The sequence below is a fragment of the Streptomyces vinaceus genome (assembly GCF_008704935.1).
In the GTDB taxonomy this organism is placed as follows: domain Bacteria; phylum Actinomycetota; class Actinomycetes; order Streptomycetales; family Streptomycetaceae; genus Streptomyces; species Streptomyces vinaceus.
Genome location: NZ_CP023692.1, coordinates 476,415 through 493,768, shown reverse-complemented (window position 1 = coordinate 493,768; position 17,354 = coordinate 476,415). Strand labels below are relative to the sequence as shown.

At 73.8% G+C, this 17,354-nt stretch carries 22 protein-coding genes; 17 read left to right on the top strand and 5 right to left on the bottom strand.

Going from position 1 to position 17,354, the window contains the following annotated elements:
- The first annotated feature begins 4 nt into the window (after positions 1-4).
- From CP980_RS36660 to hypE, 7 genes are all read left to right on the top strand, one after another.
- Positions 5-109: a DUF6893 family small protein gene (locus CP980_RS36660; RefSeq protein WP_373313010.1), complete on the top strand. Its 105-nt coding sequence runs from the start codon at positions 5-7 to the stop codon at positions 107-109.
- A 140-nt stretch (positions 110-249) separates the two neighbouring features.
- Positions 250-681 (top strand): hydrogenase maturation nickel metallochaperone HypA/HybF, encoded by a 432-nt coding sequence (locus tag CP980_RS02350; protein WP_132753533.1) that lies wholly within the window; start codon positions 250-252, stop codon positions 679-681.
- A gap of 3 nt (positions 682-684) precedes the next feature.
- On the top strand, positions 685-1,590 hold the full coding sequence (gene hypB / locus CP980_RS02345) for a hydrogenase nickel incorporation protein HypB (protein ID WP_150492453.1): 906 nt from the start codon (positions 685-687) through the stop codon (positions 1,588-1,590).
- Positions 1,590-3,992, top strand: a complete 2,403-nt coding sequence (gene hypF, locus CP980_RS02340) for a carbamoyltransferase HypF (protein ID WP_132753529.1) — start codon at positions 1,590-1,592, stop codon at positions 3,990-3,992. Before hypB ends, hypF begins: the two co-directional genes overlap by 1 nt.
- Positions 3,961-4,335 (top strand): HypC/HybG/HupF family hydrogenase formation chaperone, encoded by a 375-nt coding sequence (locus CP980_RS02335; RefSeq protein ID WP_150492452.1) that lies wholly within the window; start codon positions 3,961-3,963, stop codon positions 4,333-4,335. The genes hypF and CP980_RS02335 overlap by 32 nt, the downstream gene beginning before the upstream one ends.
- On the top strand, positions 4,332-5,468 hold the full coding sequence (hypD, locus tag CP980_RS02330; RefSeq protein ID WP_150492451.1) for a hydrogenase formation protein HypD: 1,137 nt from the start codon (positions 4,332-4,334) through the stop codon (positions 5,466-5,468). Before CP980_RS02335 ends, hypD begins: the two co-directional genes overlap by 4 nt.
- Positions 5,469-5,547: 79 nt before the next feature.
- Positions 5,548-6,537 carry a hydrogenase expression/formation protein HypE gene (hypE, locus tag CP980_RS02325; protein ID WP_229907444.1) on the top strand — a complete coding sequence of 330 codons (990 nt, stop codon included), beginning with the start codon at positions 5,548-5,550 and terminating at the stop codon, positions 6,535-6,537.
- Between the two features lie 36 nt (positions 6,538-6,573).
- On the opposite strand, the gene CP980_RS02320 is transcribed toward hypE, so the two are convergent.
- Complete coding sequence (locus CP980_RS02320) at positions 6,574-7,413, bottom strand: class II glutamine amidotransferase (protein ID WP_132754621.1); 840 nt, start codon at positions 7,411-7,413, stop codon at positions 6,574-6,576.
- A gap of 237 nt (positions 7,414-7,650) precedes the next feature.
- Here CP980_RS02320 and CP980_RS35750 point away from each other — a divergent pair, with 237 nt between their 5' ends.
- From CP980_RS35750 to CP980_RS02290, 7 genes are read left to right on the top strand one after another with little or no spacing between them, the layout of a single operon-like run.
- On the top strand, positions 7,651-8,082 hold the full coding sequence (locus CP980_RS35750; protein ID WP_229907436.1) for a hypothetical protein: 432 nt from the start codon (positions 7,651-7,653) through the stop codon (positions 8,080-8,082).
- Positions 8,079-8,369, top strand: a complete 291-nt coding sequence (locus tag CP980_RS35745; RefSeq protein ID WP_229907437.1) for a monovalent cation/H+ antiporter complex subunit F — start codon at positions 8,079-8,081, stop codon at positions 8,367-8,369. The genes CP980_RS35750 and CP980_RS35745 overlap by 4 nt, the downstream gene beginning before the upstream one ends.
- A gap of 1 nt (position 8,370) precedes the next feature.
- Complete coding sequence (locus CP980_RS02310; protein WP_132753519.1) at positions 8,371-8,676, top strand: monovalent cation/H(+) antiporter subunit G; 306 nt, start codon at positions 8,371-8,373, stop codon at positions 8,674-8,676.
- Complete coding sequence (locus CP980_RS02305) at positions 8,669-8,953, top strand: Na(+)/H(+) antiporter subunit B (protein WP_132753517.1); 285 nt, start codon at positions 8,669-8,671, stop codon at positions 8,951-8,953. Before CP980_RS02310 ends, CP980_RS02305 begins: the two co-directional genes overlap by 8 nt.
- The gene (locus tag CP980_RS02300) at positions 8,950-9,702 is read left to right on the top strand and encodes an MnhB domain-containing protein (RefSeq protein WP_132753515.1); all 753 of its coding nucleotides are present in this window, start codon (positions 8,950-8,952) and stop codon (positions 9,700-9,702) included. Before CP980_RS02305 ends, CP980_RS02300 begins: the two co-directional genes overlap by 4 nt.
- Positions 9,699-10,049 (top strand): sodium:proton antiporter, encoded by a 351-nt coding sequence (locus CP980_RS02295; protein WP_132753513.1) that lies wholly within the window; start codon positions 9,699-9,701, stop codon positions 10,047-10,049. Before CP980_RS02300 ends, CP980_RS02295 begins: the two co-directional genes overlap by 4 nt.
- A gap of 4 nt (positions 10,050-10,053) precedes the next feature.
- The gene (locus CP980_RS02290; RefSeq protein WP_132753511.1) at positions 10,054-11,862 is read left to right on the top strand and encodes a complex I subunit 5 family protein; all 1,809 of its coding nucleotides are present in this window, start codon (positions 10,054-10,056) and stop codon (positions 11,860-11,862) included.
- Positions 11,863-11,879: 17 nt separating this feature from the next.
- Here the strand turns inward: CP980_RS02290 and CP980_RS02285 are convergent, their stop codons facing one another.
- Positions 11,880-12,272: a hypothetical protein gene (locus CP980_RS02285; protein ID WP_132753509.1), complete on the bottom strand. Its 393-nt coding sequence runs from the start codon at positions 12,270-12,272 to the stop codon at positions 11,880-11,882.
- Between the two features lie 182 nt (positions 12,273-12,454).
- On the opposite strand from CP980_RS02285, the gene CP980_RS02280 reads away from it, so the two are divergent.
- Positions 12,455-13,102 (top strand): DUF4360 domain-containing protein, encoded by a 648-nt coding sequence (locus tag CP980_RS02280; protein WP_123516287.1) that lies wholly within the window; start codon positions 12,455-12,457, stop codon positions 13,100-13,102.
- A 48-nt stretch (positions 13,103-13,150) separates the two neighbouring features.
- Positions 13,151-13,825 (top strand): DUF4360 domain-containing protein, encoded by a 675-nt coding sequence (locus tag CP980_RS02275; RefSeq protein ID WP_123516289.1) that lies wholly within the window; start codon positions 13,151-13,153, stop codon positions 13,823-13,825.
- A gap of 75 nt (positions 13,826-13,900) precedes the next feature.
- On the opposite strand, the gene CP980_RS02270 is transcribed toward CP980_RS02275, so the two are convergent.
- The 3 genes from CP980_RS02270 to CP980_RS02260 form a co-directional block, all read right to left on the bottom strand.
- The gene (locus CP980_RS02270) at positions 13,901-15,319 is read right to left on the bottom strand and encodes a L,D-transpeptidase (protein WP_229907438.1); all 1,419 of its coding nucleotides are present in this window, start codon (positions 15,317-15,319) and stop codon (positions 13,901-13,903) included.
- Positions 15,320-15,601: 282 nt separating this feature from the next.
- Positions 15,602-15,829: a DUF6296 family protein gene (locus CP980_RS02265; RefSeq protein ID WP_099894575.1), complete on the bottom strand. Its 228-nt coding sequence runs from the start codon at positions 15,827-15,829 to the stop codon at positions 15,602-15,604.
- 89 nt (positions 15,830-15,918) lie between these two features.
- On the bottom strand, positions 15,919-16,584 hold the full coding sequence (locus CP980_RS02260; protein ID WP_150492448.1) for a maltokinase N-terminal cap-like domain-containing protein: 666 nt from the start codon (positions 16,582-16,584) through the stop codon (positions 15,919-15,921).
- A gap of 186 nt (positions 16,585-16,770) precedes the next feature.
- On the opposite strand from CP980_RS02260, the gene CP980_RS02255 reads away from it, so the two are divergent.
- Entirely contained in the window at positions 16,771-17,193 is a 423-nt protein-coding gene (locus CP980_RS02255; protein WP_150492447.1) for a guanyl-specific ribonuclease, read from the top strand.
- The last annotated feature ends 161 nt before the right edge of the window (positions 17,194-17,354 follow it).

Genomic DNA, 17,354 nt, shown 5'->3' with positions numbered 1-17,354 from the left:
ACCCATGAAGAGAGCCATCATCGGCGGCGCGGCCGTCGCCGTCCTCGCCTGCGCGCTGAGCATGGTGCTGCCCGACCTCCAGCGCTATCTGAAGATCCGCCGCATGTGATCCGGCGGTCCCCGCCCCGTCATCCCTGACGTGCGACCGCCCCGGCGCCCGAATGGCGTACGGGGCGTCGGCGCGTCGGCGTGCCCGACCGCCCCTCGCGGCGCCGGCCGGTCTAATGAGGCCCGGCAGGACGGAGTCCCATGCACGAGATGTCGATCGCCATGGCCGTGGTGGCCCAGGTGGAGGAAGCCGCCGGGGCCGGTGGCGCGCACGCCGTCACCTCGGTCCGGCTCCAGGTCGGAGAACTGGCCGGGGTGGTGCCCGACGCCCTCGCCTTCTGCTTCGAACTGGCCTGCGCGGGAACGGCCTTGGAGGGCGCCGAGCTCGTGACCGAGCCGGTGCCCGCCCGCGCGCGGTGCCGCTCCTGTACGGGCGACTGGGCCGTCGGTATGCCTCCCCAGCTGGTCTGCCCCGGCTGCGGGAAGGCGACGGACGTCGAACTCCTCGCCGGGCGCGAGCTGCAGATCCTCAGCGTGCACTGGGAGGACGGCCCCGGCCCCGGCTGCGACCGGGTCCGCACCCCGGCGCCCACCCCCACCCCCGCCCGCGAACCGATCTCCGAGGAGCGCTGAACCATGTGCCGTGTGGTCGACCTGAGGCAGGCGGTCCTCGCCAAGAACGATTCGGCCGCGCACACCCTGCGCACCGAACTCACCGCCCGCGGCACGACGGTGGTCAACCTGCTGTCCAGCCCGGGCAGCGGCAAGACCGCCCTGCTGGAGCGCGAACTCGGCCTGGCGTGCGAGCGCGGGGTGGCGGTCGCCGCCCTCACCGCCGACCTCGCCACCGAGAACGACGCGCTGCGGCTGGCGCGTTCGGGCGCTCCGGTGAAGCAGGTGCTCACGGACGGGCTCTGCCACCTCGAAGCCGGCATGCTGGGGCGCCACCTCGACGGCTGGATGCCCGAGGACACCCGGCTGCTGTTCGTGGAGAACGTGGGCAACCTCGTCTGCCCCGCCTCGTACGACCTCGGGGAATCGCTGCGCGTGGTGCTGGCCTCGGTGACGGAGGGCGAGGACAAGCCCCTCAAGTACCCGACGGCGTTCGGGCTGGCCCAGCTCGTCGTGGTGACCAAGACGGACATCGCGCAGGCCGTGGAGTTCGACGAGGCCGCCTTCCGCGCCCACGTCCAGCAGGTCAACCCGGGGGTGGAGGTGGTCCTGACCTCGGCCCGCCGGGGCGAGGGCCTCGGCATCCTGCTCGACCGGGCGCTGGCGGTGGGCGCCGGCGGCGCGGTACACGCCCCGGTCATGGCCCAGCAGCCCCCCGCACACCACCATCACCACGCCGAGGGCCCGGCCCACGACCACGCCGCCGGGCACGACCACGACCACGTACCCGGCCACCACCACGCACCGGGCGCCGGTCACGGCCCCGGGCACGGTCACGGGCCCGGTCCCGAGAGCGGTCCCGGCCACACCGGTCCCGGCTCCGCCACGCGGGCCGTGCACCCGCACTCCGGCGTGGTGCCGACCCGTTGATGGAATCCGTGGAGCGCCGCCGGGTCACCGTGCGCGGAGTGGTGCAGGGCGTCGGCTTCCGCCCGTACGTCTACACCCGCGCGACCGGCCTCGGCCTCGCCGGGCACGTCACCAACACCCCCGAAGGGGTCGTCGCCGAGGTCGAGGGCGCACCGGCCGCCGTATCGGCCTTCTGCGAACGCCTCGCGGCCGACGCGCCGCCGCTGGCCGTCGTCGACGCCGTCGACCACCACGAGGTCCCCGTCTCCGGCGGCGCCGGCTTCACCATCGTGGCCTCCCGCTCCGGCGGGCCCGCCCGCACCCTCGTCTCCCCGGACGTGGCCACCTGCGCCGACTGCCTCGCGGAGCTCGCCGATCCCGCCGACCGGCGCCACCGGCACCCCTTCATCACCTGCACGCACTGCGGCCCCCGCTTCACCATCGTCACCGGGCTGCCGTACGACCGGGCGCACACCACCATGGCCCGCTTCCCCCTGTGCCCCGCCTGCGCCCACGAGTACGCCGACCCCGCCGACCGCCGCTTCCACGCCCAGCCGGTGGCCTGCCCCGACTGCGGACCCCGGCTGCGCCTGCTCACCGGATCGCCGCCGCGCGAGACGGCCGGCGCCGACCCGGTGGCCGAGGCCCGCCGGATGCTGGCCGACGGGGCGATCCTCGCGGTCAAGGGGCTCGGCGGCTACCACCTCGCGTGCGACGCCTCGCACCCCCGAGCCGTGGCCGAGCTGCGCCGCCGCAAGGCCCGCGGGGACAAGCCGTTCGCCCTGATGGCCCGCGAACCCGCCGACGTCGAGCCGCTGGTCCACCTCGGGCCGGCCGAACGCGATCTGCTCGGCGGGCCCGTCCGGCCCATCGTCCTGCTGCGCCGCCGATCCGGAGCCGCCGCCGGGGGGCTCGTCGCCGACGGGGTCGCCCCCGGCAGCCCCGACCTGGGTGTGATGCTGGCGTACACCCCCGTGCACCATCTGCTGCTCGGACTTCCCGGCGACCCGCCCGGTCCGCGGCTGCTCGTCATGACCAGCGGGAACCTCTCCGGCGAGCCCATCGTCACCGACGACACCGATGCCCTGGACCGGCTGGCCCGGCTCGCCGACGGCTGGCTCACCCACGACCGGCCCATCCACGTCCCCTGCGACGACTCCGTGGTGCGCGTCTGCGACGGGGAGCCGCTGACCCTGCGCCGCTCGCGCGGCCACGCGCCGCTGCCCCTGGACCTGCCGCTGCCCGTACCGGCCGCCCTGGCCGCCGGGGGCGACCTCAAGAACGCCTTCTGTCTCGGCGAGGGCCGCAAGGCCTGGCTGTCGGCGCACATCGGCGACATGGACGACCTGGCCACGCAGTACGCCTTCGAACGCGCCGAGCAGCAGCTGGAGTCCATCACCGGCGTCACCCCCGGACTGCTCGCCGTGGACCGGCACCCCGGCTACCGCTCGGGCCGCCTGGTCCGCGGCCGGGCCGCCGGCCGGCCGGTCGTCGGCGTCCAGCACCACCACGCCCACATCGCCTCCGCGATGGCCGAACACGGCGAGGACGGCGCGCGCCGGGTGATCGGCTTCGCGTTCGACGGCACCGGATACGGCGACGACGGGGCGGTGTGGGGCGGGGAGGTGCTGTTGGCGGACTACGCCGGGTACACCCGGTTCGCGCACCTCGCCTACGTCCCGCTGCCGGGCGGCGACGCCGCCGTGCACCGGCCCTACCGGATGGCCCTGTCCCACCTGCGCGCCGCCGGACTCGACTGGGACCCGGACCTGCCGTGCACGCAGGCCTGCCCGCCCGAGGAACTGCGCCTTTTGCGCCGACAGTTGGAACGGAACCTGCACTGCGTCCCCACCTCCAGCATGGGCCGCCTCTTCGACGCCGTCTCCTCCCTGGCGGGCGTATGCCACCACGCCGGATACGAGGCCCAGGCCGCCGTCGAGCTGGAGTGCGCGGCCCTCGCGGGGGCCGGGCCCGGCGCCGTGCCCGCGGCCGGACCGGACGGCGGGTACGCCTTCGCCCTGCACCCGGGAGAGCCCGGCGGCGGGGTTCCGGTCACGGCCGACCCGGCTCCCCTGCTGGCGGCCGTCGTGGCCGACGTACGGGCCGGTACGCCGCGGGCGCGCATCGCCGCCCGCTTCCACGCGGCCGTAGCCGAGCTCGTGGCCGCCTTGGCCGTCCTCGCGCGCGAGCGCCACGGACTCGACACCGTCGCCCTGTCCGGCGGGGTCTTCGCCAACACCCTGCTGTCCTGCGCCTGCGCCCGCCTGCTGCGCGAGCGCGGCTTCACCGTCCTGCGTCACCACCGCGTCCCGCCGAACGACGGGGGCCTGGCCCTCGGCCAGCTCATGGTGGCGGCCCGCGCCCCGCAACACCCACAGCAAGGAGAGGGCCATGTGCCTGGCGGTACCCGGCAGAGTGCTTGACATCGGGGAGAAGGACGGCACCCGCATGGCCACCGTCGATTTCGGCGGTGTGGTCAAGGAGGTGTGCCTGGAGTACCTGCCGGACCTCCAGGTCGGTGAGTACGCCATCGTCCACGTCGGCTTCGCGCTCCAGCGCCTCGACGAGGAGTCGGCCCGGCAGACCCTCGAACTCTTCGCGCAGCTCGGCATGCTCCAGGAGGAGTTCGGCGACCCCTGGGAGCGGGCGGCGACCGAGGCGGGAGTGGCGGACTGGCCCTTCGCCGACGACATCGCGGAGCAGCCGCAGCACGCCGGGGACGCCCGGGACGCCGGGGACGCCGTACAGGAGGCGCAGCAGCAGTGAAGTACATCGAGGAGTTCCAGGACCCCGAGCTGGCCCGCCGCCTGCTCGACGACATCCACGCCACCGTCACCCGCCCCTGGGCGCTGATGGAGGTCTGCGGAGGCCAGACCCACACCATCATCCGGCACGGGATCGACCAACTCCTTCCGGATCAGGTCGAGTTGATCCACGGGCCGGGCTGTCCGGTGTGCGTGACGCCGCTGGAGGTCATCGACAAGGCGCTGGAGATCGCCTCCCGCCCGGACGTCATCTTCTGCTCCTTCGGAGACATGCTCCGCGTCCCCGGGTCCGGCCGCGACCTGTTCCAGGTGCGCAGTGAGGGCGGTGACGTACGGGTGGTGTACTCCCCGCTCGACGCCCTGCGCATCGCGCGGCAGAACCCCGCGCGCGAGGTGGTGTTCTTCGGCATCGGCTTCGAAACCACCGCGCCGCCGAACGCCATGACGGTCCATCAGGCGAAGAAGCTCGGCATCCCCAACTTCAGCCTGCTCGTCTCCCACGTCCGGGTGCCCCCGGCCATCGAGGCGATCATGACCTCCCCGAGCTGCCGGGTCCAGGCCTTCCTCGCCGCCGGGCACGTGTGCAGCGTGATGGGCATGGCGGAGTACCCGGAGCTCGCCGCGCGCCACCGGGTCCCCATCGTGGTCACCGGCTTCGAGCCGCTGGACATCCTCGAAGGCGTACGACGGGCCGTACGGCAGCTGGAGCGGGGCGAGCACACCGTCGACAACGCCTACGCGCGCGCCGTCCGCCCCGAGGGCAACCCGGCCGCCCTCGCCATGCTGGAGGACGTCTTCGAGGTCACCGACCGGGCCTGGCGCGGCATCGGCGTCATCCCGGACAGCGGCTGGCGGCTCTCCGCCCGCTACCGCGACTACGACGCCGAACACCGCTTCTCCGTGACGGACATCGCCACGCAGGAGCCCGCCGAATGCCGCAGCGGCGAGGTCCTCCAGGGGCTCATCAAGCCGCACGAGTGCGAGGCGTTCGGCACCACCTGCACCCCGCGCACCCCGCTCGGCGCCACCATGGTCTCCAGCGAGGGCGCGTGCGCGGCGTACTACCTCTACCGGCGCCTCGACCTCGCGCCGGCCGCCCGGACCGCACCGCTGGAGGCGAGCCCCGTTGTCTGAAGCCCCGTCCGACGCCGCCGTACTCGACGTCACGGGCTGGACCTGTCCGGCCCCGCTGCGCGACCGCCCGCGGGTGGTCATGGGCCACGGAGGCGGCGGCGCCCTCTCCGCCGAGCTCGTCCAGCACGTCTTCGCACCCGCGTTCGGCGGTGAGGTGCTCGCCCAGCTCGGCGACTCCGCCGCCGTCACGCTGGGCGGGGCCCGCCTCGCCTTCTCGACCGACTCCTACGTGGTGCGCCCGCTGTTCTTCCCCGGCGGCAGCATCGGCGACCTCGCGGTCAACGGCACGGTCAACGACCTGGCCATGAGCGGAGCCCGGGCGGCCTACCTCTCCTGCGGGTTCATCCTCGAAGAGGGCGTGGAGCTCTCCGTGGTGGCCCGGGTCTCCGCGGACCTCGGTGCCGCCGCGCGCGCCGCGGGCGTCGAGGTGGCCACCGGGGACACCAAGGTCGTGGAGGCGGGCCACGGCGACGGCATCTACGTCAACACCGCCGGCATCGGGCTCATCCCGGACGGGGTGGACCTGCGTCCGCAACGGGTGGTGCCGGGTGACGTCGTCATCGTCAGCGGGGAGATCGGCCTGCACGGCGTGGCCATCATGAGCGTCCGCGAAGGCCTCGAATTCGGGGTGGACGTCACGAGCGACTGCGCGCCCCTGGGCGGACTCGTCCAGGCCATGCTCGCGGTCACCCCCGACCTGCACGTCCTGCGCGACCCCACGCGGGGCGGGCTGGCGGCCGCCCTCAACGAGATCGCCGCCGCCTCGGGCGCCGGGGTCGTCATCCACGAGGGCCGGGTGCCGGTCCCCGAGGCCGTCGGCAACGCGTGCGCGATCCTCGGCCTCGACCCCTTCTACGTGGCCAACGAGGGCAAACTGGTCGCCTTCGTACCCCGTGAACACGCCGACGCCGTCCTCGACGCGATGCGCGCGCACCCGCTGGGGCGCCGCGCGACCGTGATCGGCGAGGCGGTCGAGGCCCACCCCGGGCTCGTGGTGGCCCGTACCGGCCTCGGCGGCACCCGCGTGGTCGACCTCCCGATCGGGGAACAGCTGCCCCGCATCTGCTGACCCCGCCCCCAGGCGGCGCCGACGGCGCCGGCGCTGTCAGGGGAGTTCGGGGATGAACGGGAAGTAGTCCTCCGAGGCCGCCGACGGAAGGACCGCGTAACTGGCCTCGGGGAGTTCGTTCCACACCCCCGGGAGGTCGCCGAGCGGCTCGGAGACCACCAGGCGCGTCGCGTCCGAGACCGCCCGCAGGAACGGCAGTTCCGGGTACAGCTGGCGCACCGTCTCGGCCTTGCTGCTGTAGAACAGCGAACGCGACTGCCCCGCGCTGGAGTAGCGGAAGGCCCAGACCCGCTCGCCGTCGCTGACCGCGATCGTCATCTGCATCGGGTCGGCGACGCCGTGCTCCTTGCCGACGCGCTCCACCAGACCCGTCATCCGGGCGACGGCGCCCGGCGGGTCCTGGTCCAGGCCGAAGGTGACGGCCAGGTAGAACATGACCTCGGAATCCGTCGAGCCCTCGATGCACGGGAAGAGGGCGGGGTCCACGGCCATGCACAGATCGCGCTGGAGGCGGTGGAAGTCGGTGATGGCGCCGTTGTGCATCCACAGCCAGCGGCCGTGCCGGAACGGGTGGCAGTTCGTCTGCTGAATGGCCGAACCGGTGGAGGCGCGCACGTGCGCGAAGAACAGCGGAGAGCGGACGTGGGCGGCCAGTTCCCGCAGGTTGCGGTTGTTCCAGGCCGGTCCGATGTCCCGGAAGATCGCCGGTGTGCCGTCACCGTCGGCGCTGTACCAACCGATTCCGAAACCGTCGCCGTTCGTCGACTCCACGCCCATCCGCGCGTGGAGGCTCTGGTCGATCAGCGAGTGTTCCGGTTGGTAGAGGACCGCGTCGAGCAGCATCGGCGAACCGGAGTAGGCGAGCCAGCGACACATCCGCATCATCCCTCTCCTGCGCCTCGTACGAGCCTATCGCGGCCGCGCTCGCGCTGCCTCGCGCCTTGACGCGCCTACCCGCGATGTGCTTGCTCCGGACGGGTGCGGTCCGCCGCGCCGGACCCTCGCCTGGGGGCCGGTCGGCGGGCGGCTGCCGAGAATATGTGCCTGCGGCCCGGGAAGGGGCGTCACATGGGCGGCGCGATGGTCGAGATCCTGGCGTGGTAGGCGGTACTGATGGCAGTGACGGTGGTGTCCATCAGCTCGCTCGGCTCCGTCGAACTCCTGGTGGCCGCGGTCGCGGCGGTCGGTGCGGCCGTGGTCGTACGGCTGATGCGTCGGGCGGCGGACGTGAGGGTGAGCGGGGCCTCCGGGGCGCCGAGGGCGGTGGCGGGGCTGCCGCTCGCCGCGTTCCGGGGGCTCGCCGTACTGGCGGGCGCCGCGGCCGGACGGGTGAGGGCACCGGAAGCGGAAGCGGGCCGGATCCGGCGGATCCGCTTGCGGGACGGGGCCGACCCCGGCTGGGCCGGGATCGTGCTCGGGTGGTCCGCCGACACCTGCGTCACCGACCTTCCCGAGGAGGGGGCCGAAGCCGTCCTGCACGGCTTCGGAGCCGCTCCGCGCGGCGGGCCGCAGCGCGCGGTGGCCCGCCGGGGCGGGGCGCGGTGAGCGCCCTCCCTGCGCACGCCTGGTCGGCGGCGGCCCTCGTCCTGCTCGCCACCGCATGGCCCGTCGGACTGTGGGCGGCCTCCCGGGGCGGCGTCGTACGGCGGCTGGCCGGTCTCTGCCTGGCGGGCACGGTGACCGGCGCCGTCCTCCTGCTGCTGCCGATGGCCTACGACCGGCCTTCCTACCAGGACGTCGCCCTCGTCTTCGCGGTGCTGTCCCCGGCCGGCGTGCTGGTCTTCACCCGCTTCGCCGGCGCCGGCGCCGGCCCGTCCCGCGAGGACGGCTGAGATGGCCGGCGTGCACACGGCGGCGGCGGTCCTGCTGTGGCTGGGCGTCGCCTGCCTGCTCGTGGCCGCGGCGGCGATGGTCCTCCTGAGCGGGCGCGGCGGCCTCGACAGGCTGCACGCGCTCGCCCCGGCCAACGGGCTCGGCGTACCGCTGATCGCCTGCGCCGTGGCGCTGGAACAGGGCGCGGGGCGGGCCGCCGTGAAGACGCTGCTGATCGGGCTGCTCTTCGCCGTCGGAGGGACGGTGACCACCATCGCCGTCGCCAGGGCCACCGCCGACGAGGAGGACCGGGGCCACCATGGATGACGCACTGACGGCCGTCGCCCTGCTGCTCGTCGTGGCGGCCGCGACCCTGGCCGTCCTGTGCCGGGAGCCCGTACGCCAGGCCGCGGCCCTCGCCCTGCTCGGGCTCGCGCTGACCCTCCTGTTCCTCGTCCTCCAAGCGCCCGACGTGGCACTTTCCCAGCTGGCGGTCGGTACGGCGCTGACACCGCTGCTGATCCTGCTCACCGCGCGCAAGGTACGCCGCAGGCCCGCCGAGGAGCCGGACTCCCCGCGGGCCCGGCCGCGGGAGCGGCCGTGAAGGACCGGACCCGGCTGGCCCTCCTGGCCGGCGCCGCGGCGGTGATCGCCGGGTTCTACGCCGCCGCCTGCCCGCGGCTGCCCGGCTTCGGCACCCCCCACCACCCGTACGGGGACCGCGCGGTGGCCGCGGCGCTGGCCCACCACACCGCCAACGTGGTGTCCTCGATCAACTTCGACCTACGGGCCCTCGACACCCTCGGTGAGGAGTCGATCCTCTTCGTGACCGTCCTCGCCTCGACCCTGCTGCTGCGCCTCGCCCGCGACGAGCGCAAGGCCACGCCCCGCACCGAGCGGGCGCTGCCCACCACCCGGCTGTTCGGGACCGTCCTGCTGCCCGTCGCCCTCGTCGTGGGCGTGTACGTCATCGCCCACGGGCAGCTCACGCCCGGCGGCGGCTTCCAGGGGGGCGTCATCCTCGCCACCGCCCTCCACCTCGCCTACCTCGCCGCCGACTACCGGGTCCTGGAGCGGGTCCGGCCGCTCGCCGCCCTCGACGTCACCGACGCGCTCGGGGCGGTGTCGTTCACGGCGCTGGGCCTGGTGGGCCTCGCGGCCGGCGGGGCGTTCCTGGAGAACGTCCTGCCCTTCGGCGCCTTCAACCAGATCACCTCGGGCGGCATGGTCCCGCTGTTCAACGCGGCCGTCGGCGTCGAGGTCGGCTCGGGCCTGATCGTGCTGCTGGCCCACTTCCTCGACCAGGCCGTGGAGATCCACGAGGACGACGAGACCCCGGAGGACGAGGCATGACGGCCGCCCTGCCCTTCCTGGCCGCCGGATGGGTGCTGCTGATCGCCCTGTACGGCCTGGTGACCAGCCGCAACCTCATCCACGCCATCGGCTGCCTGGCAGTCGCCCAGTCGTCCACGTACCTGATGCTGCTGGGCGTGGGGTACCGGCGCGGGGCCACCGCCCCCGTGTACGGCGACCTCGAACCCGGCAGCCGGCCCGTCGTCGACCCCGTCGTCCAGGCGCTGACCCTCACGGACATCGTGGTCGGCGCGACCGTGACCGCCCTCCTGCTCGCCCTCACCATCCAACTGCGCAAGCGTCACGGCACCGTCGACCCCCAGGCGCTCACCGCGCTCAAGGGCTGAGGCCATGACGGACGCCGAGGCGCTCCTGCCGCTGGCCCTGGCGATCCCGCTGATCGGGGCCGTGCTGCTGGCCGTGGCCGGCCGGTGGCTGCCCCGGCTCGGCTGCGACCTGCTCGCCACCGCGACGGCGGCGGCCGACCTGGGCTGCCTGGCCGCCCTGTGGCCGCACACCGCGGACCGGGCGGGTGTACGGATCGGCGGACAGCCCGCCGACATCGGGATCGTGCTGCTCGCCGACCCGCTCGGCACGGGCCTGGCCCTGCTCGCCTCGACCCTCGTCCTCGCCGTGATCGTCTACTCCTGGCGCTACTTCGACGAGCCGGCCGGGGACCGGGCCGGGGTCTTCCCCGCGCTGATCCTGCTCTTCGAGGCGGGCATGGTCGGCTTCGCGCTCACGGCGGACCTGTTCAACGCCTTCGTCTTCTTCGAGCTCATGAGCGTCGCCGCGTTCGCGCTGACCGGCTACCGCATCGAAGACCCCAGGCCCCTCCAGGGCGCCCTCACCTTCGGGATCGTCACGTCTTTCGCCGCCTACGGCTCCCTCCTCGGCATCGCCATGCTGTACGCCCGTACCGGCGAGCTCAACATGGCCAGGCTCGGGGAACGGCTCGCCGGGCAGCCCACCGACGCCCTGACGGTCGTCGCCTTCGTCCTCGTCACCACGGCCTTCCTGGTGAAGGCCGCGGCCGCGCCGTTCCACTTCTGGCTCCCCGACGCCCACACCGTCGCACCGACCCCGGTGTGCATGCTGATGTCCGGGGTCATGGTCGAGCTGGGCGTGTACGGGGCGGCCCGCCTGTACTGGACGGTGTTCTCGGGGCCCGGCGGGATCCCGCACACCGCGTTCCGGACCACCTTCGTCGCCGTGGGCGTCGTCACGGCGCTGCTCGGCGCCCTCATGTGCTGGCCGCAGCGGCACCTGAAGCGGATGCTGGCCTTCTCCACGGTCAGCCACGTCGGGCTGTTCCTCGTCGGCATCGCCCTGCTGACCCCGGCGGGCACCGGAGCCACGGCCGTGTACGTGGCCGGGCACGGCTGCGCGAAGGCGGCCCTCTTCGGGCTGTGCGGGGTCCTCCTGGACCAGTACGGATCGGTGGACGAGCACGGCCTCCACGGCAGGGCCCGCGCCCAGCGGGCGGTGGGCCTGCTCTTCGCCCTCGGCGCGCTGGTCCTCGCGGGACTCCCGCCGTTCGGCGCGGGGCTGGGCAAGGCCCTCGGCGAGGAGGCGGCGGGCCACGCGCTGCTGCCGGTGTTCCTCCTGACCTCGGCGGTGACCGGCGGCGCGCTGCTGCGAGCGGCCGCCCGGATCTTCAGGGGCGCCGGGCGGCCCCCGCGTGCGGGGCCCGCCGACGCCGAGACCGCAGGGGAGGGGGAGGAGCCCGAGGTACGCGAGCCGCAGCAGTCACCGCACCCGCCCATGGTCGCGGTTCCGGCCGTACTGCTCCTGCTGGGACTGCTCGTCGGTGTGGTCCCGGCGCTCGCGCGGGGCCTCGGCCACGGCGCGGCGCTCTTCACCGACCGGGCCGGATACGCGGCTGCCGCGGGCGGCGGGACACCGGGTGGCGAGGCCGCGCACCAGGTTCCCGTGGAGTGGACCGCGGTGGGCGCGGGGCTCGGCCTGGCATCGGTGGCACTGGCGTGCCTGCTGGCCGGTGCCGCGCTGTGGTGGCCGGGCGGCGCGGGGCTGCGCCGGGCGGCGGCCACCGCGGTCCTGCCGCTGCGCCGCCTGCATTCGGGGTTGGTCGGGGACTACCTGACGTGGCTGGCCGTGGGCGTGGCCGCCCTGCTGCTGGCGGTGGCCCTCCAGACCTAGAGCCAGGGGCGTGGACCCTACAGACGGTCCTCCATCCGGATCGCGGATTCCAGGTCCTCGCGGGCCTTGGCCGCCGCCGCGTCACGCCCGCCCTCGTCGCCCTCCTGCCGCTCCAGCAGCGCGGCGGCGATCGCGTCGAGTTTGCGCTGGATGGCGTGCTCGGCGCGGCGCTCGGAGTTCTTCAGCAGGGCCAGCAGCAGCAGGGACACGGCGGCCATGGCGTCACCGGCGAGGTGCTGCCACTCCGTGGACAGCCCCGCCAGGTGGACGGCCACGAAACCGGCCACGAGGAGCACGCACAGGACGGAGAAGACGGCGGAACTCGTGAAATTGGAGGCGAGCTCGGCCAGTTTCTCGAAGCGGGCGGTCCGCCCCTCGCTCGCGCGTTCCGCCGGGTGCTGGAGTGCCATACCCGGCGCCTGCCCCACCGCGGCCGTCGCACACCCGCCGTTTCCCGTCCGGTCCCGTGCGGCCCGAATTCGGCCAGGGGGGTGCGAACCGGAGGCCTTGGCCGTTTCGCGTCCTTCCCAGCACCCACGCGCTGTGGTGGCATGTGCATGCCGAAATTCGAGCGAGGAATGGAGAAATGACGATGTTGCTCCGCAGATTCACCGTCGGCGCGGCGGTCGCGGCGTTATGCGCCCTGGCCGTTCCCGCACAAGCCGACACCCCGTCGACACCGCCCGGCAGAATCACCGTCGACGTGGTGGGCGTCAACGGATCGGGATGCCCGCAGGGGACCGCCGGGGTCACCACCGCCTCCGACAACACCTCGTTCAGCGTCACGTACAGCAACTACCTGGCCCAGGCCGGCGCCGGCTCGGGCGGCACCGAGTTCCGCAAGAACTGCCAGCTCGCCCTCCAGGTCCACGTTCCGCAGGGGTTCACGTACGCCATCGCCCGCGCCGACTACCGCGGCTTCGCCCACCTCCAGCGCGGGGCCTACGGCCAGCAGCGCGCGAACTACTACTTCCAGGGCATGCCGCAGACGGCCCGTACGAACCACCAGTTCGGCGGTCCGTACTCCGACAACTGGCAGGCGAGCGACCAGACCGACTATCAGGACCTGGTCTTCGCGCCCTGCGGCGAGGAGCGCAACCTCAACGTCAACAGCGAACTGCGCGTCTACGCGGGGACCTCGAACCCGCAGGCCCTGAGCTTCATGAGCATGGACTCGACGGACGGCAGCGTGAGCACGGTCTACCACTTCGAGTGGAAGGAATGCCCGGCGGCGGCCTGACGCGGCGTGAGCGCAGGAAACACCGATCGATGATCAGGAGTGACAACGATGCCTCATTCCCTGTCTCGTACCCTGCTCACCGGTGGCGCGGCCGCCGTGCTGATCGCCACGGCGGCAACCTCCGCCGGGGCGGCCGGCCACACCCCGCAGATCACCGCTCCGCCCGACAAGATCGTGATCGAGCTCGCCACCGTGAACGGGTCCGGCTGCCGGGAGGGCACCGCCGAAGTGGCCGTCGCCCCCGACAACACCGCCTTCACGGTCACCTACAGTGACTACCTCGCCCAAGTGGGGCCCGGCGCGCCGCCCACGGCATTCCGCAAGAACTGCCAGCTCAATCTGCGCGTCCACGTTCCTTCGGGATTCACCTATGCCATCGTCCAGGCGGATTACCGCGGATTCGCTTTTCTCCAGCCCGGTGCGTGGGGCCAGGAACGGGCGAACTACTACTTCCAGGGAATGCCCCAGACGACGCAGCGCACCCATCAGTTCAACGGGCCGCACAACGACAACTGGCAGGCGAGCGACAAGACCGAGTACGCCGACCTGGTCTGGGCGCCCTGCGGGGAGAAACGCAACTTCAACATCAATACGGAACTGCGCGTGAATGCGGGCACGTCCAATCCGCAGACCGCCACGAGCTTCATGGCCATGGACTCCACGGACGCCAGCGTGAGCACGCTCTACCACCTCGCCTGGCAGGTCTGCCCCGCCCCGAAATAGCCCCTGCCGCCCCACGCCCCCGCGCCGTACCCGGCGGATCCGCCGGGTACGGCGCGGGACCGCCCCCTGCGCCGGTCACGTCAGAGGACGCAGCCGGGACGCGGCGTGGCGGGACACCGCCGGAAGGACGGCCGCCGGTACGGGGGCGTCGCCCGCGAGGGCGCTGCCGGCCTGCCAGGCCCGCCAGTCCAGGTTCCAGTCGCCGAAGCCGTTCTCGAACGGAGCCATCGGCTCCCCCTCGCTGTTCACCACCTGCACGATGTCCCCCTCCCGTACGGTCTCGAAGAACCAGGCGGCCTCCGCCGTGCTCATGCCGGTACAGCCGTGGCTCACGTTCTCCTCGCCCTGCGAGGCGACCGACCAGGGCGCGGCGTGCACGTACTCGCCGCTCCACGTCACCCGCGTCGCGTAGAAGACGGGCAGGTCGTAGAACTCGCTCGTGCCGCGCTTGATGCCGACGGAGTCCCCGCGCATCCGGACCTGGTACTCCTTGCGCAGCACCACCTTGATGCCGCTGCGGGTGCGGAACCCCGCCTTGCCGGTGGTGACCGGGATCGTCCGGATCACCTTGCCGTTGCGGCGTACGGTCATCTCGTGGGCCCCGGCGTCGGTGACCGCCTCGATGCGGTCCCCGATGGTGAACCGCGTGGAGTCGGAGGGTCCGCCGTAGTCGTGGTCGCCGACCTCCACCCCGTCGAGACCGCTCGTCACGTGCACCTCGGCGTGCGCCGGCCAGTACGTGCGCGGCCGGTAGTGCAGCGTCGAGTCGTCCACCCAGTGCCAGCCGCCCTCGACGGCCGGCTCCGAGGTGACCTGCAACGCCCGCTCCACGCGGGCCCGGGCGGTCCGGTCGGCGGCGGGAACCGGCCGGCTCAGGGCGGCCGTCACGATCTGCCCGGCGCCGTACGTGCCCGGGCGCGGCCCGAACTCCACCGTGAGCCGGCCCTCGTCCGGGGGCGGCGCGGTCCGGAAGGCCATGGTGACGCCGACGGGGGTGCCCCCGGCGTCCTGCGCCCCGACCCGCACGGTGTAGAGCTCGCCGGCCCGCAGCGGCTCGGTGTTGGTCCAGTGGCGGCTCCGCGGGGCGAGTTCGCCGCCCACGTACCGCCCGTGCCCGTCGTGGACGGTGACGTCGGTGAGCTGACCCGCCTCGGCCAGCGCGATGTCGAGCGGACCGCCGGAGTTGGTGGGGAGGACGACCGTACGGCCCTCCCCGCCGGCCGCGCGGGACGCCGGTCCGCGCAGGACCGACCCGGCTCCCCGCGAGGTGGCCCGCACGCGCTGCTGACGCCAGCCGGTGCACAGGCCGTCCCGGAATGCCTCCAGGGCGCACCGCGCGGCGATCCCGCCGTCGCCCTGGTCCAGGGCGCGGCCGACGAGCAGGGTGACGGCGGCGTCCGGGCCGCCCGCCGGCCGGGCGGCGGGATCCTGCTCGGGCGCCCGGCCCGGCGCCGCGGCGACGACGAGGGCGGCGCCGGTGACGGCGGCCACCACGCTCCACGTCCTGCTCCCCGGCGCCCCCCGGGCCTTTCGTGCCCGTCGTTCCTTTTGTGCACGGTGCGTCGATGACATCGCCACGCAGCCTTCCCAGCTCGCCCACGGCCCGTTGGGAGCATCAAAACGATTGCGCGGCTAAATGATGATCATGCGCTCGGTGCGTGCGACCGAACGGGCACGCAAGAGAACTCGTACGGAGCAACCGTGCGTTCGGACGGCGAGCGCCCAGGGGGTGCCGGGCGGGTTGCGGGGCGTGTTCGAGGCGGGCTCAGGGAAGGTTCAGGGCAGCGCCCGGACGCGTACCACGCGGGCCGGGTCCTGGCCACCGCCGGAGGCGAGGACGCGCACCTCTTCCTGGTCGCTGATCTCCGCGCGGACGATGCCGGAGGCGTCCGCGTAGACGGGGTGGCCGCCCGGCCCGGCCTGGCCGGTGGCCGTCACCACGACCACGTCCTCGGCCGTGTCCGGGCCCTCGGAAAACACCAGCTCGTAGCGCTCGGAACTCATCCGCACCCTCCTCTGCCGGGCGTAGGGGAGCGTTCCCCACCACCATGATGCGCGCAGCGTCCGGTCCCCGCCGCCCGGCCCGGGCGGCTCTAGGGCGTGACCACCGCGTACCGGCCGCGCGCCCTGGTGCCGTCCGCCAGGGTCCACTCCGCCGTGACGTGGCCCAGCAGCGGCTCGGCGCCGTCCTCCCGGTCCGGTACGGGCCGCAGGACGCGCCGTACGGAGAGGGTCAGCTTCCCGGCCGGGGTCCGCACGAGCACGTCGGTCGAGTCCGGCCCGCCGGACACGCCGAGGATCGAGGCCGGGCCCGGGTGGGCCGTCTCCGCGGACCACCCCGTGACGGTCGGGTCGGGGGTGTCGCTCTCGCTCTGCGCCTGCGGCACCGCCTCGCCCCGTACGAGCGCGTACAACCGCTCGACGAGGACCGGGTCGTGGGTCCCGTCGTAGATCCAGCGGCTTCCGAGCACCCCGTGCTCGGAGGTACCGATGAGGGCCTCCTGCGCCCCCTCCAGCGGCGCGCCGCGGTACGTGAGGGGCACGAGGTACGTGACCTGCCGGTCTCCCGCGCCGTCGGAGACCGCCATGAACTCGATCCCGACCTCGCCCTGCGGGTCGTCGAGCCGGAAACCCCCGGCCCGGGCCGGCCGGGGGGAGGTCCCCGCGCCGGGGGCCCGGTACCAGGGCTGGGCGGGAAGCCAGGCGGCGAGCAGCTCCAGCTTGCCGGGGGTCATCGTGGTCCGGTGGACGACTGCCATGGTGCGGCACCTCTCTCGATCGGCTGCCGGTCATCCTGCCACCGGCCCCGCGCGGCCCGGAGGTTGCGTCCGCCTTACGTGGGGCCGACGTCCGGGCCACGTGCCGTCCATGGCCGGTGAACAGGCAGGAAACACAGCGGAGTTGGCGTTGACGGCCGCCGCTCTACGCGCGTCATCATGGGCCGCATGAGAATCCCCCCACGCTTCCTGACCCTCGTCGGCGCGGCCGCAGTCGCCGGCGCCCTCCTCGGCGGACCGGCCGCCTCGGCCACCCCCGCGCCCGCCTCCGCGCCCGTCCCCGCGGCGGCCGCCGCCGCGGCCGCGGTCGGCAGCGTCTGCTACTCGGCACTGCCCTCCCAGGCGCACGACACCCTCGACCTCATCGACCAGGGCGGGCCGTTCCCCTACTCCCAGGACGGCGTCGTCTTCCAGAACCGCGAGCGGCTGCTGCCCCTCCACGGCACCGGTTACTACCACGAGTACACGGTCATCACCCCGGGTTCGCCCACCCGAGGGGCGCGCCGGATCATCACCGGACAGCAGTGGGAAGAGGACTACTACACCGCCGACCACTACGCCTCGTTCCGCAAGGTCAACTTCGGCTGCTGATCAGCCCGTTCCGCCGGGACGGGTCTGGCCGAGGCCCTCGGCCTCGCCGAGGAAGCTCCGGGCCTGCAGCGGCCGAGGGACGCGGAGCCGCGTCAGCCGGCCCGCGTCCAGGCGGACTCCCTGACCCTGCTCACCCCGCCGGCAGCCCGGGCACCAGGCCC